The sequence below is a fragment of the Amycolatopsis sacchari genome (assembly GCF_900114035.1).
GTDB lineage: Bacteria > Actinomycetota > Actinomycetes > Mycobacteriales > Pseudonocardiaceae > Amycolatopsis_E > Amycolatopsis_E sacchari.
The window spans coordinates 38,442-52,721 of record NZ_FORP01000017.1; the positions used below are offsets into that span (position 1 = coordinate 38,442).

At 73.1% G+C, this 14,280-nt stretch carries 12 protein-coding genes; 7 read left to right on the forward strand and 5 right to left on the reverse strand.

Features of this window, described 5'->3' with window-relative positions; all coding sequences use genetic code 11:
• Nucleotides 1–42 precede the first annotated feature (42 nt).
• Both BMZ92_RS24990 and BMZ92_RS24995 read left to right on the forward strand, forming a co-directional pair.
• On the forward strand, nt 43–3,873 hold the full coding sequence (locus BMZ92_RS24990) for a Pls/PosA family non-ribosomal peptide synthetase (RefSeq protein ID WP_091512132.1): 3,831 nt from the start codon (nt 43–45) through the stop codon (nt 3,871–3,873).
• Complete coding sequence (locus BMZ92_RS24995; RefSeq protein ID WP_245783237.1) at nt 3,867–5,132, forward strand: M1 family metallopeptidase; 1,266 nt, start codon at nt 3,867–3,869, stop codon at nt 5,130–5,132. The genes BMZ92_RS24990 and BMZ92_RS24995 overlap by 7 nt, the downstream gene beginning before the upstream one ends.
• 7 nt (nt 5,133–5,139) lie before the next feature.
• Here BMZ92_RS24995 and BMZ92_RS25000 read toward each other — a convergent pair whose 3' ends face one another.
• Both BMZ92_RS25000 and BMZ92_RS25005 read right to left on the reverse strand, forming a co-directional pair.
• Nucleotides 5,140–5,919: an NAD-dependent epimerase/dehydratase family protein gene (locus BMZ92_RS25000; protein ID WP_091512133.1), complete on the reverse strand. Its 780-nt coding sequence runs from the start codon at nt 5,917–5,919 to the stop codon at nt 5,140–5,142.
• Nucleotides 5,920–5,929: 10 nt separating this feature from the next.
• Entirely contained in the window at nt 5,930–6,718 is a 789-nt protein-coding gene (locus BMZ92_RS25005; protein WP_091512136.1) for an IclR family transcriptional regulator, read from the reverse strand.
• Between the two features lie 99 nt (nt 6,719–6,817).
• Here BMZ92_RS25005 and BMZ92_RS25010 point away from each other — a divergent pair, with 99 nt between their 5' ends.
• Genes BMZ92_RS25010 through BMZ92_RS25025 form a run of 4 tightly spaced genes read left to right on the forward strand, consistent with a single transcriptional unit; the run spans nt 6,818 to nt 10,679 of the window.
• Nucleotides 6,818–7,885, forward strand: a complete 1,068-nt coding sequence (locus tag BMZ92_RS25010) for a hypothetical protein (RefSeq protein WP_091512137.1) — start codon at nt 6,818–6,820, stop codon at nt 7,883–7,885.
• Between the two features lie 10 nt (nt 7,886–7,895).
• Nucleotides 7,896–9,332, forward strand: coding sequence for an aldehyde dehydrogenase (NADP(+)) (locus BMZ92_RS25015; RefSeq protein ID WP_091512140.1), 1,437 nt, complete (start codon nt 7,896–7,898; stop codon nt 9,330–9,332).
• Between the two features lie 34 nt (nt 9,333–9,366).
• A complete protein-coding gene (locus BMZ92_RS25020) occupies nt 9,367–9,966 on the forward strand; it encodes a sulfite oxidase-like oxidoreductase (protein ID WP_091512142.1) in 600 nt (199 codons plus the stop codon).
• A complete protein-coding gene (locus BMZ92_RS25025) occupies nt 9,936–10,679 on the forward strand; it encodes a ferredoxin reductase (RefSeq protein ID WP_091512144.1) in 744 nt (247 codons plus the stop codon). The genes BMZ92_RS25020 and BMZ92_RS25025 overlap by 31 nt, the downstream gene beginning before the upstream one ends.
• Before the next feature lie 238 nt (nt 10,680–10,917).
• Here BMZ92_RS25025 and BMZ92_RS25030 read toward each other — a convergent pair whose 3' ends face one another.
• Nucleotides 10,918–11,583 (reverse strand): TetR/AcrR family transcriptional regulator, encoded by a 666-nt coding sequence (locus tag BMZ92_RS25030; protein ID WP_143249936.1) that lies wholly within the window; start codon nt 11,581–11,583, stop codon nt 10,918–10,920.
• Between the two features lie 101 nt (nt 11,584–11,684).
• Here BMZ92_RS25030 and BMZ92_RS25035 point away from each other — a divergent pair, with 101 nt between their 5' ends.
• The gene (locus BMZ92_RS25035) at nt 11,685–12,419 is read left to right on the forward strand and encodes an SDR family oxidoreductase (RefSeq protein WP_091512148.1); all 735 of its coding nucleotides are present in this window, start codon (nt 11,685–11,687) and stop codon (nt 12,417–12,419) included.
• A gap of 13 nt (nt 12,420–12,432) precedes the next feature.
• Here BMZ92_RS25035 and BMZ92_RS25040 read toward each other — a convergent pair whose 3' ends face one another.
• Nucleotides 12,433–13,275 carry an ABC transporter permease gene (locus BMZ92_RS25040; protein ID WP_091512150.1) on the reverse strand — a complete coding sequence of 281 codons (843 nt, stop codon included), beginning with the start codon at nt 13,273–13,275 and terminating at the stop codon, nt 12,433–12,435.
• Nucleotides 13,272–14,246, reverse strand: coding sequence for an ATP-binding cassette domain-containing protein (locus tag BMZ92_RS25045; protein WP_091512153.1), 975 nt, complete (start codon nt 14,244–14,246; stop codon nt 13,272–13,274). The genes BMZ92_RS25040 and BMZ92_RS25045 overlap by 4 nt, the downstream gene beginning before the upstream one ends.
• Nucleotides 14,247–14,280 lie beyond the last annotated feature (34 nt).

Sequence of the window (14,280 nt, forward strand, 5' to 3'; positions counted from 1 at the left end):
GGAGAGCAAGCCCGACTTGTTCCGAAAGGTGAGTGACGGGCCTTGCTGCCTGCGCTGGAAACGTCCCTGCCCGCCCTCGACACCCGGCCGAAAGCGCTGTTCCGGACCGGCCTGCCCGCCGCCGAGCGCACCCTGCTCGACGTCTTCGCCGAAACCGTCGCGCGCCACCCCGGTGCCGACGCCCTCGACGACGGGCAGCGGGTGCTCAGCTACCGCAGGCTCGCCGAGGAGGTCGACGCGCTGCGGCAGCGGCTCGCGGACGCCGGGGTCGGCGTCGGTGACCGGGTCGGCGTGCGGATCTCGTCCGGCACCGCCGAGCTGTACGTCGCGATCCTCGCCGTGCTCGCCGCGGGTGCGGCGTACGTGCCGGTGGACGCCGACGACCCGGACGAGCGCGCGGAGCTGGTGTTCGGCGAGGCCGGCGTGTGCGCTGTGCTCACCGACGGCGGCACGCTGACCCGCCACGCCGCGCCGTCCGGCGCGCCGGGCGTTCCCGGCCCCGCGGATGACGCGTGGATCATCTTCACCTCCGGTTCGACAGGCAAGCCGAAGGGCGTGGCGGTACCGCACTCCGCGGCGGCCGCGTTCGTCGACGCCGAGGCCGGGTTGTTCCTGGCCGACGAGCCGATCGGGCCCGGGGACCGGGTGCTGGCGGGGCTGTCGGTCGCGTTCGACGCCTCGTGCGAGGAGATGTGGCTGGCGTGGCGGCACGGCGCGTGCCTGGTGCCCGCACCGCGGTCGCTCGTGCGCACCGGCGTGGACCTGGGCCCGTGGCTGGTGGCGCAGGGCATCACGATCGTCTCGACCGTGCCGACGCTGGCCGCGCTGTGGCCGGCCGAGGCGCTGGAGGACGTGCGGCTGCTGATCTTCGGCGGCGAGGCGTGCCCGCCGGAGCTGGCCGAGCGCGTCGCCGTGGAGGGCCGCGAGGTGTGGAACACCTACGGCCCGACCGAGGCGACCGTCGTCGCGTGTGCCGCGCCGCTGACCGGTGACGGTCCGGTGCGGATCGGGCTGCCGCTGCTGGGCTGGCAGCTCGCCGTGGTGGACGAGCACGACGAGCCGGTCCCGATGGGGGAGACCGGGCAGCTCGTGATCGGTGGCGCCGGGCTGGCGCGCTACCTGGACCCGGTGAAGGACGCCGAGAAGTACGCGCCGCTGCCCGCGCTGGGCTGGTCCCGCGCGTACCGCAGCGGTGACGTCGTGCGGGCGGAGCCGGAGGGGCTGCTGTTCCTCGGCCGCGCGGACGAGCAGGTCAAACTGGGCGGCCGCCGCATCGAGCTGGGCGAGGTGGACGCCGCGCTGCAAGCGCTTCCCGGTGTCGCCGGTGCCGCGGCCGCGATCCGGAAGACCAAGGCGGGCAACCAGGTCCTCGTCGGGTATGTCGTGCCGTCCGGCGAGTTCGACGCCGACGCCGCCACCGCGTCGCTGCGGGACCGCCTGCCCGCCGCGCTCGTGCCGCTGCTGGCGGTGGTGGACGGGCTGCCCACGCGGACCTCGGGCAAGGTGGACAGGGCCGCGCTGCCGTGGCCGTTGTCCACTGTGGACGCTGATGGGCTGTCGGCGACCGAGCGCTGGCTCGCCGAGGGCTGGTCGGAGATCCTCGGCGTGTCGCCCGCGGACGCCGACGCCGACTTCTTCACGCACGGCGGTGGCAGTCTCACCGCCGCGCAGCTGATCGCGCGCATCCGGACCCGGCACCCGCAGGTGTCCGTGAGCGACATCTACCAGCACCCGACGCTGGGCGGCCTCGCCGCGCTGCTGGACGGGCTCGGCGAGACCGAGACCGCCCGCCGCGAGATCCGGGCGACGCCCCGTCGCGCGGGTGTCGTGCAGGCGTTGCTGATGGTGCCGTTGCTGGTGCTCGTGGGGTTGCGCTGGACCACCATCGCCGCCGCACTGTCCACTGTGCTCTCCGCGACAGGTGCCGCGTGGGCGCCGTCCGTGCCGTGGTGGTCGCTGGTGGCCGCGTGGCTGGTGCTGTTCAGCCCGGCCGGGCGGATCGGGATCGCCGCCGGCGGGGCGCGGCTGCTGCTGCGCGGGCTCCGGCCCGGCAGCTACCCCCGTGGTGGCAGTGTCCACTTGCGACTGTGGGCGGCGGAGAAGCTGGCCGAGTTCAGCGGCGCGGCCGGGATCTCCGGTGCCTCCTGGATGACGCACTACGCGAAGGCGCTGGGCGCGAAGATCGCCGACGACGTGGACCTGCACTCGCCGCCGCCGGTCACGGGCCTGCTCAAGCTCGGCCGGGGTGCGGCGATCGAGCCCGAGGTGGACCTGTCCGGGCACTGGGTGGACGGCGATCTCGTGCACATCGGCAAGATCCGCGTCGGCGCGGGCGCCAGGGTCGGCGCGCGGAGCACGCTGTTCCCCGGCTCCCGGATCGGCAAGGGCGCGGAGATCGCGGCGGGCTCGACCGTGCGGGGCGCCGTGCCCGCGGGGCAGCGCTGGGCGGGTTCGCCCGCGGTGCGCAGCGGCAAGGGCGCGCTGCGCTGGCCGTCGAGCCGCCCGCCGCGGTCGAGGCGCTGGGCTTGGACGTACGAGGCGACGTCGGTGCTGCTGGGCCTGCTGCCCGCGGCCGCGGCGGTGCCGGGGATCGCGCTGGTCGCCTGGGCCGCGCCGTCCGTGGGCGCGATGCTCGCGGTCACCCCGCTCGCGACCGTCGCGTACTTCGTCACATACGCGCTGCTGGTGCTGGCCGGCGTGCGCGCGCTCGGCGTCGGCATGGTCGAGGGCTACCACCCCGTGCACGGACGGCTCGCCTGGCAGGTGTGGGCGACCGAGCGGCTGATGGACCTGGCGCGCACGGCGTTGTTCCCGCTGTACGCCAGCCTGTTCACGCCGGTGTGGCTGCGCCTGCTCGGCGCGAAGGTCGGCCGGGACGCCGAGATCTCGACCGTGCTGGCGCTGCCGAAGATGACCAAGGTCGACGACGGGGCGTTCCTGGCCGACGACACGATGGTCGCGAGCTACGAACTCGGGCACGGCTGGCTGCACGTCGCGCCCGCGCGCATCGGCAAGCAGGCGTTCCTCGGCAACTCCGGGATCACCGCGCCCGGGCGCGCGGTGCCCAAGCGCGGGCTGGTGGGCGTGCTGTCGTCCGCGCCGCGCAAGGCGAAGAAGGGCTCGTCGTACCTCGGCATGCCGCCGATGCCGCTGCGACGCGCGGTGGAGGTCGCCGACTCCAGCCGCACCTACCGGCCGCCGCGGAAGCTGAAGCTCGCCCGGGCCGCCGTCGAGCTGTGCCGGATCGTGCCGGTGATGTGCGCCGTCGCGCTGGTCGTGCTGGTGCTCACGGGGCTCGGCTGGGCGTGGACGACCGCCGGGCTGTGGGCCGCCGTGCTGGCCGCGCCGGTGCTGCTGCTGGGCGCGGGGCTGGTCGCGGCGGGGCTCGCGACCGCCGCGAAGTGGTTGCTGGTGGGACGTTTCCGCACGGTCGACCACCCGCTGTGGAGCTCGTTCGTGTGGCGCAACGAGCTGGCCGACACGTTCGTCGAGGCACTGGCGGTGCCGTGGCTCGTCGGCCGGCTCGGCGGCACCCCGCTGCTGCCGCTGTGGCTGCGCACGATGGGCGCGCGGATCGGGCGCGGGGTGTGGCTGGAGACGTACTGGCTGCCGGAGGCGGACCTGGTCCGGCTCGGCGACGGCGCGACGGTCAACCGCGGTTGTGTCGTGCAGACGCACCTGTTCCACGATCGGATCATGAGCATGAGCGAGGTGACCCTCGCCGAGGGCGCGACCCTCGGCCCGCACGGCATCGTCCTGCCCGGCGCGAGCATCGGTGCGCGGACCACGATCGGCCCGGGGTCACTGGTGACGCGTGGGGACGCGGTGCCTGCCGACACGCGCTGGCTCGGGAACCCGATCTCGGCGTGGTGAGGGCGGCGCTGCCCTCGCACGGCAACGAGGGCTACCGGGTCGGGCACTACGACCTCGAACTGGACTACAAGATCGGGCCGAACCGGCTGTCGGCGCGGGCGAAGCTGGCCGCCTTCGCGCCGGAGCCGTTGTCCCGCTTCACACTCGACCTTTCCGGGTTCAAGGTCGCCGGGGTGCACGTCGACGGCCGGGCCGCGAAGTTCTCCCGTAGCGGGACGAAGCTGAGCGTGAAGCCAGCGCGGCCGGTGCACGGCGAGTTCACCGTGGAGATCCGGTATTCGGGCAACCCGAAGCCCGTCGGCGGCCGCTGGGGCGACATCGGCTGGGACGAGCTGACCGACGGGGTGCTGGTGGCGAGCCAGCCGATCGGGGCGCCGTCGTGGTTCCCGTGCAACGACCACCCGTCGGACAAGGCGTCGTACCGGGTCTCGGTGACGACGTCCTCGGCGTACGCGGTGCTGGTGACCGGTGACCTGGTGTCGCGGCGGGGCGGGGCCAGTACGACGACTTGGGTGTACGAGCGCCGCGAGCCGACGGCGACGTATCTGATGAGTGTCCAAATCGGACGGTACGAGGACCTGGCTTTCCCGGAGTCGCAACGGCTGGCCGTGCCGCGCTCGCTCGTCCCCGCGGCGCGTTACGACTTCGCGCGGCAGCCGGAGATGGCCGCGTTGTTCTCGCGGCTGTTCGGGCCGTACCCGTTCAGCGAGTACGTCGTCGTCGTGACCGAGGACGAGCTGGAGGACCCCGTCGAGGCACAGGGGATGGCGGTCTTCGGCAGCAACCACGTCGACGGGAAGCGGGGTTTCGAACGGCTGGTGGCGCACGAGCTGGCGCACCAGTGGTTCGGCAACAGCCTGACGATCGGGGACTGGCGGCACATCTGGCTCAACGAGGGCTTCGCGACGTACGCGGAGTGGTTGTGGTCGGCGGAGTCCGGTGGGCCGTCGACGGACGCCCTCGCCGCGCAGTGGCGGAAGCGGGTGGCCTCGCTGCCCGAGGACCTCGTGCTCGCCGACCCGGGCGAGGCGAACCTGTTCGACGAGCGCGTGTACAAGCGGGGTGCGCTGGCGCTGCACGCCCTGCGGGGGCTCGTCGGGGACGCCGCGTTCTTCGCCGTGCTGCGGTCGTGGGCCGAGGAACACCGGCACGGCACCGTGACGACGGAGGAGTTCCTGGCGCACGCTTCGGCCGTGGCCGGGCAGCCGCTGGGGGACTGGTTCAACGCTTGGCTGGCCTCTCCTGTGTTGCCAGGCTGAGCGACCGCTAGTTCGGCTCTCCGAGCGGCGTCGTCGTGAAGGGGCCGCCCACGTAGCGCGCCGCGTCGCCCGTGGGGGCGGGGTCGGTGATCTCCGCGGCGAACTTCTCGGCGTCGTCGAGGGGGCGGTAGCCCAGGGCCTCCGCCTCGGCGAGGGAGTAGATGCGGCGCGTGTTCGCCGAAACACCCCACACCACGCGGTAGCCCGGCGAAGGGCACGTCAGGCACGCCTCGAACAACCGACCCGCGTCGTCCGGGGACAGCCACGTCGACAGGCCCCGCACACCCGGCGGCCGCTCGAAACACGAACCGATCCGCACGCAGATCACGTCCATCCCGAACCGCGAGTGGTACAGGCTGCCCAGCGCCTCGATCGCCGCCTTGCTCACGCCGTAGAACGTGTCCGGCCGCGGCGTCGAGTCCGCGGGCAGCGCCTCCGTCACCCGCCGGAAACCCACGGCGTGGTTGCTCGACGCCAGCACCACCCGGGACACCCCCGCCCGCTGCGCCGCGTCGAGCACCACCTGCGAGCCGTTGATGTTCACGTCCAGCGTCTCGGCCCACGAGTTCTCGCGGCTGTGCCCGCCCAGGTGGATCACCGCGTCCACGTCACGGCACGCCTCCGCCATCACACCGGCGTCGGTGACCGAACCCGTCAGCACCTCGTCGGTGCCCTCGGGCTCCGGCGCGGTGATGTCCAGCAGCCGCAGCACCCGGTCCGGCCGGCGGAGCCGAGGACGCAGCAGGGTGGCGACGCCACCGGCGGCGCCCGTGATCAGTACGCGCATGCTGCTCCTCTCAACGGATCCCGGCGCGGCGCAGCTGCCGCCCCAGCTCGGCCGCGGTCTCGGCCAGCAGTTCCCCCACCCGCATCGCCTCGTCGTCGGTGACCTGGCCGACGGGGATCGAGCAGCTCATCGCGTCCGTGGCCGGGATGCGGTACGGCACCACCGCCGCGACGCAGCGCACCCCGGGCGTGCCTTCCTCGGTCTCCGAGGCGAAGCCGCGCTCCCGCGTCAGCTCGCACTCGGCCAGCAGGTCGTCGAGGTCGGTGATCGTCCGCGGCGTGAGCGCGGGCAGCTCGCCCGGCAGCAGCCCGGCGATCTCCTCCGGCGTCAGCTCCGCCAGCAGCGCCTTGCCCAGCGCCGTCGCGTACGCGGGCAGCGTGCGTCCCACCCGGGACACCAGGTGCGTGGAGTTCCGGGACTCGCGCGTCTCCAGGTACACGACCTCGGCGCTGTTGCGACGCGCGTAGTGGGCGGTGAACCCGGTGCGCTCCCGCACCGATTCCAGCGCCTCCGTCGCGTACGGGATCGCCGGGTCGCGGTCCAGGTACGCCGTGCCGCAGATCAGCGCCTGCACGCCCAGCCGGTACCGGGCCGTCGCCGGATCGGCTTCGAGCCAGCCGGCCTCGTACAGCGTCCGCAGCAGCCCGTGCAGGCTGGAGCGGGGAAAACCCGTCCTCGCGTGCAGGTCCGACAGCGACAGCCAGGCGTCCTCCGCGGCGAACGTCTCCAGGAGCTCGACCGTGCGCCGGGCCGACTTCACGCCCGCCTGCTCACCCCCGAGTGCGGCTGGTTCCGCCATGCGTCCCCTCCGTTGACTTGTAACCCGCGTCATACTAGCGTTTCCGGACGGCATTCGCATCAGCGAACTCGTTCAGGAATGTGAACCACGGGAGGCCGGATGAGGGTCGTCGCCTACGCCTACCCGTGGGACGTCACCACGCCCGGATTCCTCGACCGCGTACGGGAACTGGGCGTGGACGAAGTGGCTGTGGCGGTCTCGTACCACTCAGCGCGGGCCGCCACACCGTGGTCTCGCACCGGCAGTGCGGTACATGCGCGGCACGCCGCCTTCTACCGGCCGGTGCGTGAGGGCGTGTGGGGCAGGCTCGTGCCCGCGACGCCGGACTGGGTCGATTCGCCGGACAGCGCGGGCGAAGCCGTCGCACTGCTCGCCGACGCCGGGATCCCCGCCGCCGCGTGGCTCGTGCTGACGCACAACTCCCTGCTGGGAGAGCGCTTTCCCGAACTGACCGTGCGCAACTGTTTCGGGGAGCGGTACCCGTGGGCGCTGTGCCCCTCGCACGAGGAAGTGCGGGCGTACGCGGCGACGCTGGTCGAAGAGGCGCTGGCCGGGCTGCCCGTGTCGTCGGTGATCCTCGAAGCGTGTGGCCAGCTCGGCGTCGTACACCAGTGCCAGCACGAGAAAACCGACGCCGTGTGGTCGCCGGCGGTCGCGCGGCTGCTGTCGGTGTGCTGCTGTGAGGCGTGCGGGGTCGATCCCGGCTTCCGCGAGGACGTCGTCCGCCTGATCGCCTCCGGCGACCTGACGGCCACCGACGAACCGCCGTCGGAACTGCTGGCAGCGCGGCACAAGGCCACCGACGCGCTGCGGCACGCCGTGCTGGAGCGCGTCGACGCCCCGGTCGCGCTGCACGGTGACCTCGACCCGTGGGCGACCGGCGCGCTGCCCGGGCTGACGCCGACGGCCGCCGACGAGGTCGCGACCGTCGTGCTGCCGTGCTGGCAGCCCGGCGAGCGGCTCGTCGCCACCGCGAAGTCTCGGTTACCGTCGTCAGTGGGAATCGGCGCGTACGTGACCGCGTTGGGGCCGTCGCCGGACCTGCACGCGTACGCCGGGAGGCTGCGCGAGGCCGGCGCCGGGGAGCTGCACCTGTACCACCTCGGACTCGCCGGGCCCGCCCGGTGGCACGAGCTGCGAGGCGCCGTGGCCGCCGCCACGCGCTAGGAAGGGAAGCATGGACACCGAGAAGACCGAACTGGACCGCATCCTGGCCGCCGCCGCGCAGGCCGCGCCGCAGCTGGCGGAGACGACCCCGGCCCAGCGGGCGCGGTGGCTCGCCGCGGTCGCCGACGCGCTCGACGCCGCCGGTCCGGAGCTGGTCCCGCTCGCCGCGCGCGAGACGCACCTGCCCGAGGCGCCCCGCCTGAAGGGCGAGCTGGCGCGCACCACCTTCCAGCTCCGGCTGTTCGGGGAAGTCCTGCGGGACGGCGCGTTCCTCGGCGCGACGGTGGACCACGCCGACCCGGACTGGCCGATGGGCCCGCGCCCCGACATCCGCCGCACCGTTGTACCGATCGGGCCGACGCTGGTGTTCGCGGCGAGCAACTTCCCGTTCGCGTTCAGCGTCGCCGGTGGTGACACGGCCTCGGCGCTCGCCGCCGGCTGTCCCGTCGTGCTCAAGGCGCACCCGGGTCACCCCGAGCTGTCGGAGAAGACCGGCCGGATCGTGCGCGACGCCCTGCTGGCCGCGGGGGCACCGGAGGGCACGTTCGACGTGATCTTCGGCGTCGAGCCCGGCGTGACGGCTTTGAAGGACCCGCGCATCGCGGCGGCGTCGTTCACGGGCTCGGTGCCCGGCGGGCGCGCGTTGTTCGACATCGCGGTGTCCCGGCCGACGCCGATCCCGTTCTACGGCGAACTGGGCAGCGTCAACCCGGTCGTCGTCACACCCGGCGCGGTGCGGGAGCGCGGGGAACAGGTCGCGAAGGGCTACGTCGGCTCGTTCACCCTGGGCGGCGGGCAGTTCTGCACCAAGCCCGGCCTGCTGTTCCTGCCCGAGGGTCACGGTCTGGAGGGCACGCTCACCGAGGCGGCGCAGGCCGTCGCGGCGCAGACCCTGCTGAACGAGCGCATCGGCGAGAGCTACCAGTCCGGTGTGGCGCGGCTGAAGGAGCAGGCGGGCGTCACCGTGCTCGCGGCCGGGGACCCGTTCGCGCCGACGCTGCTGTCCGTCAAGGCCGGCGACTTCCTCAAGGCCGACGAGGTGCTGCGCAACGAGTGCTTCGGCCCGTCGTCGATCGTCGTGACCTACTCGGACCAGGCCGAGCTGCTGCGCGTGCTCGGCGAGCTGGAGCCGGGGCTGACCGCGACGCTGCAGGCGGAGGAGTCCGAGGTCGAGGACGTCCGCCCGCTGCTGCCAGCGCTGACGCGGCTGGCCGGGCGGCTGCTGTGGAACGACTGGCCCACGGGCGTGACGGTCAGCTGGGCGCAGCAGCACGGCGGCCCGTACCCGGCGACGACGGCACCCACCACGACGTCGGTCGGCACGGCCGCGATCGAGCGGTTCCTGCGGCCCGTGGCGTGGCAGGGCTTCCCGGACGCGCTGCTGCCGCCCCCGTTGCAGGAGGCCAACCCCTGGCAGCTGCCGCGCCGCGTCGACGGCAAGCGCTGAGGGTTTCCGCGAAAGCCCGTGCGAGACTGTCCTCATGGGAATCGTCTCACCGGGCTTTCGCGGCCGCCGCCGTGACGAAAGCGTCGAACTGCCCCCGGGGCAGTACCTGACCGAGGATTTCCCGGTGCTCTCGATCGGCCCCACGCCGCGGGTGTCCACCGAGACCTGGGAGTTCACGGTCACCGCCGAGGACGGCACCGTGCACCAGTGGAACTGGGAGGAGTTCCTCGAGCTCCCCAGCGAGACCCCGACGGTCGACATCCACTGCGTCACCAAGTGGTCGAAGCTGGGCACGCGGTGGCGCGGGGTGTCGGTCGACACGCTGCTGGAGGACGTGGACACCGCGGCGGACTACGTGGTGGCGCATTCCTACGACGGCTACACCACGAACCTGCCGCTGGAGGACCTCCTCGACGGCCGCGCGTGGGTGGCCTACGAGTTCGACGGTGACGCGCTGGAGCCCGAGCACGGCGGCCCGGCGCGGCTGCTGGTGCCGCACCTGTACTTCTGGAAGTCCGCGAAGTGGGTGCACAACCTCGAACTGACCCTGTCCGACGAGCCCGGCTTCTGGGAGGCCGGCGGCTACCACAACTACGGGGACCCATGGCGAGAGCAGCGGTACCAGGGCGACTGAGCTGGCGCGTCGCGCGCCTGGCCGAGGTCAGGGACGAGACGCCGACGGCACGCACCCTCGTGCTCGACGTGCCGGGCTGGCCGGGGCACCTGGCGGGGCAGCACGCCGACGTCCGCCTCACCGCGGAGGACGGCTACACCGCCCAGCGCAGCTACTCGATCGCGTCGCCCGCGGACGGCGAGCGGGTCGAGCTGACCGTGCAGCGGGTCGAGGACGGCGAGGTTTCGCCGTACCTGACGGACGTGTTCTCCGTCGGGGATCCGGTGGAGGTGCGGGGGCCGATCGGCGGCTGGTTCGTGTGGCGGCCGGCCGATCCGGCGCCGGTGCTGCTCGTCGCGGGCGGTTCGGGGATCGTGCCGCTGATGGCGATGATCCGCGCCCGCCGGGCCGAAGGCGCGCGCACCCCGTTCCGGCTGCTGTACTCGGTGCGCTCACCCCGCGAGGTCTTCTACGCCGAAGAGCTGCGGGCGGCCGCACTCAGCGGGGTCGAAGTGTCCTTTGTGTACACGCGGGAGGCGCCGGAGGGCTGGGCGGGGGAGCCGCACCGGATCGGCGTCGCGGACCTGAACAGCCACGGCTGGCCCGCGTCCTTCGAACCGGCGTGCTTCGTCTGCGGCCCCACGGGTTTCGTCGAGTCGGTGGCCGACATCCTGCTGGCACTGGGCCACGACCCGCGCCGCGTGAAGACGGAACGCTTCGGGCCCACGGGCTGAAGCCGGGCGGCAAATCCAGCCGCCGCGATCAGGGCTTCGCCGCAGCCTGCTTCCCCGGCCCTGCGATCGCCCGGGACAGTTCACCCGCGTCCCATGCGCGCTCCGGCAGGGTCGCAGCGGCGGGTCGCCGTCCCGCGCCCGCTGGGACGGCACGGCTCCGCGCGGGGCTGAGCCCGGGCGGCAGATCCAGCCTGGCGATCAGGCTTCGCCGACGACCCGGCCGCTGCGGTCGCCGCGGTCAGGGCTTCGCGGCGGCCTGCGTCCCCGGCGCGGCGATCGCCCGGGACAGCTCACCCGCGTCCCATGCGCGCTCCGGTAGCTCGAGGCGGTCCGAGGCCCGGAAGCCGTCCATGGCCAGGTACACGTGCCGCCGCCACATCGACGGTGCGACGTGCCGGGTGGCCTCGGCGAGGTGGCCGCCCGCCCACAGCACCAGGAACAGATCGGCGCCCGTGACGTCCCGGCGCACGACTCCCGCCTCCTGCGCCCGCCCCAGAACCCGTTGCGCCAGCACGCAAATCTCGTTGTGCGCGGCCTCGATGCGATCGTCACCGGAGAACCGCCGCGCCAGGAAGTCGCCGAACGCCCGGTCGCCGGCCTGGGCCTCGCAGAGGACTTCGAGCAGGCCGCTGAACGCCGCCCACGGGTCCTCCAGAGCAGCCGCGGCCGCCACCTCGTCGAGCACGTCGCGCAGCTTCGGTTCGAGCACCGCGCACAGCAGGTCCATACGCGTCGGGAAGTGCCGGTAAAGCGTGCCGACCACCAGCCCGGCGTCCCTGGCGATGCCGTCGAGCGGGGCCTCCGCACCTCGCTCGGCGAACGCGCGCCGCGCGCACTCGAGCAGCCTCTGACGGTTGCGGTGGGCGTCCCGGCGGGCGGGCGCGGGCGTTTCCCTGGCAGGCACGAAGTCCACCCTAACAACATGTGAGATGTCTCAACTTTGAGACTACCCTCATTTTCCGCGAAGATGAGAGCACTCTCATTTTCCCGCATCGAAGGCGTGGCATGGCGAAGCTCGACGGGAAGGTCGCGGTGATCACCGGCGCGACCTCCGGACTGGCGCTGGCGACGGCGAAGTTGTTCGTCGCGGAGGGCGCGCACGTCGTCGTCACCGGGCGGCGGCAGGACCGGCTGGACGCCGCGGTGGCCGCCATCGGGCACGACGTGACCGGGGTGGCCGGCGACGTCGGCGAATTCGCCGACCTGGCCCGCCTCGCCGACGTCGTGGCGGCCGGACCGGGCCGGGTCGACGTGCTCGTCGCGAGCGCCGCCGCCTGGACGTGGGGTGAGCGCTTCACCGACGTGACCGAGGAGTCGTTCGACGCCGTGTTCGGGGTGAACGTGCGCGGCACGTTCTTCACCGTGCAGAAACTGCTGCCGCTGCTGTCCGACGGCGCCTCGGTCGTGCTCATCGGGTCGGGCGCCGCGGAGAAGGGCGACGCGGGGACGACCGTCTACGCCGCGAGCAAGGCGGCGCTGCGGTCGTTCGCCCGCACCTGGACCACCGAGCTGAAGGACCGCGGCATCCGCGTCAACGTGCTGAGCCCCGCCGCGATCGAAACCCCGGCGTTCGCGGACCTCCCGCCGGGGTTCAAGGAGCGGATCGCCGCGCGGGTCCCCGTCGGCCGCCTCGGCCACGAGCACGAGATCGCCACCGCGGCCCTGTTCCTCGCGTCCGCGGATTCGAGCTTCGTCACCGGGATCGACCTCCCCGTCGACGGCGGGATCGGCCAGGTCTGAAGCCGCGAGTGCGTCAGCGCCGGTTGTACAGCCGCATCGTCCAGGTGCCGAACACCGCGACCAGCACCGCCGAGGCGATGAGCGTCCACAGCACCGCGCCGCCGTCCCACGTGCCCGCCATCGCGCCCCGCACCGCCGCGACGAGGTGCGTGATCGGGTTGACCTCCACGAACGCCTGCAGCCAGCCCGGCATCGTCTTCGGGTCGACGAACACGTTGGACAGGAACGTGAGCGGGAACAGCACCATCATGCTCACGCCCATCACCGACTTCTCGGTGCGCAGCAGCAGCCCGAACATGGTCCACAGCCACGAGAACGCGAACGAGAACACCACCAGCAGCGCCACCCCGCCCAGGACGCCGAGCACCCCGCCGCCGGGCCGGAACCCCAGGACCAGCCCCAGCACGAGGATCACCGCGGAGGCGATCGTGTAGCGCACGAGGTCCCCGAGGATCGCGCCGACGAGCGCGGCCGGGCGCCACACCGGCAGCGTCCTGATCCGGTCGAACACGCCCTTTTCGATGTCGATGTTCACACCGACGCCGGTGTACATCGTGATCATCACGACGCTCATCACCAGCACGCCCGGCAGCAGGTACTGCAGGTACTGCGTGGTGGACCCGGCCAGCGCGCCGCCGAACAGGTACGTGAACATCAGCGTCATCATGATCGGGAACGCCGTCACGTCGAACAGCTGCTCCGGCACGTGCTTGATCTTGAGCATCGCCCGCCGGCCGAACGCCAGCGAGGCCGACAGCGCGCTGGGCGGCTCGGGCTGGCCGCCGCCGGCGAGCACGGCGTCGAGCGCCGCCGCGGACGGGGTGTACGAAGTGGACTGTCCGGTCGCCGTGCTCACGCGGCCACCTCCTCGGCGGCGGGCTTGTCGGTCAGTGCCAGGAAAACCTCGTCCAGGCTGGGCTGGCCGAGTGAGAAGTCGTCGACGGTGATGCCGGCCCGCGCGAGCTCCGCCAGTGCGTGCGAAGCCTGTTCGGCGGCCCCGATTTCGGTGCCCTCACCGGAAATCCGCGCGGTCACGGCGAGCGGGTCGGACCCGGTCTGCACGGTCGCGCCGAGCGTGGCGGCCAGCACACGCTCCGCGTCGGGGCGCTGCGCGGCCTCCCGCAGTCTGATGTGGACGGACCCGGCGCCCACGGACGACTTCAGCTCGCCCGGTGTGCCCTCGGCGATCACCTTGCCGTGGTCGATCACCGCGATGCGGGACGCCAGCCGGTCGGCCTCCTCCAGGTACTGCGTCGTGAGCAGCACGGTCGTGCCCTGCGCGACGATCACGCGCACGATGTCCCACACCTGGTTGCGGCTGCGCGGGTCCAGCCCGGTCGTCGGCTCGTCGAGGAACAGCACGTCGGGCGTGCGGATGATGCTCGCGGCGATGTCCAGCCGCCGCCGCATCCCGCCCGAGTAGCCCTTCACCTGCCGCCCGGCGGCGTCGGTCAGCCCGAACGCCTCCAGCAGCCGCTCGGTCCGCTGCCGCGCGGTGCGCTTGCGGTGCCCGAGCAGGCGGGCGAGCAGGTTCAGGTTCTCCTGCCCGGTCAGGTCCTCGTCCAGCGACGCGTACTGGCCGGTCAGGCTCACCCGGCGCCGCACCTCCGCCGCCTCGCGCACGACGTCGTGCCCGAAGACCCGCGCGGTCCCGCCGTCCGGGCGGGTGAGCGTGGCCAGCATCCGCACCGCCGTGGTCTTGCCCGCGCCGTTGGGGCCGAGCACCCCGTACACCGTGCCGGCCGGCACGGCGAGGTCGACACCGTCGACCGCCCTGGTCTCCCCGAAGACCTTGACCAGGCCTGCCGTCTCGATCGCGAGATCCATCCCGTCTCCTTTCCCCCTGGCCAGGCCTCGGAGG

Excerpts from the sequence above, each read along its gene's own strand:
- BMZ92_RS25000 (WP_091512133.1), bottom strand. The coding sequence starts at position 5,919 with ATGCGCGTACTGATCACGGGCGCCGCCGGTGGCGTCGCCACCCTGCTG.
- BMZ92_RS25005 (WP_091512136.1), bottom strand. The coding sequence starts at position 6,718 with ATGGCGGAACCAGCCGCACTCGGGGGTGAGCAGGCGGGCGTGAAGTCG.
- BMZ92_RS25010 (WP_091512137.1), top strand. The coding sequence starts at position 6,818 with ATGAGGGTCGTCGCCTACGCCTACCCGTGGGACGTCACCACGCCCGGA.
- BMZ92_RS25015 (WP_091512140.1), top strand. The coding sequence starts at position 7,896 with ATGGACACCGAGAAGACCGAACTGGACCGCATCCTGGCCGCCGCCGCG.
- BMZ92_RS25020 (WP_091512142.1), top strand. The coding sequence starts at position 9,367 with ATGGGAATCGTCTCACCGGGCTTTCGCGGCCGCCGCCGTGACGAAAGC.
- BMZ92_RS25025 (WP_091512144.1), top strand. The coding sequence starts at position 9,936 with ATGGCGAGAGCAGCGGTACCAGGGCGACTGAGCTGGCGCGTCGCGCGC.
- BMZ92_RS25035 (WP_091512148.1), top strand. The coding sequence starts at position 11,685 with ATGGCGAAGCTCGACGGGAAGGTCGCGGTGATCACCGGCGCGACCTCC.
- BMZ92_RS25045 (WP_091512153.1), bottom strand. The coding sequence starts at position 14,246 with ATGGATCTCGCGATCGAGACGGCAGGCCTGGTCAAGGTCTTCGGGGAG.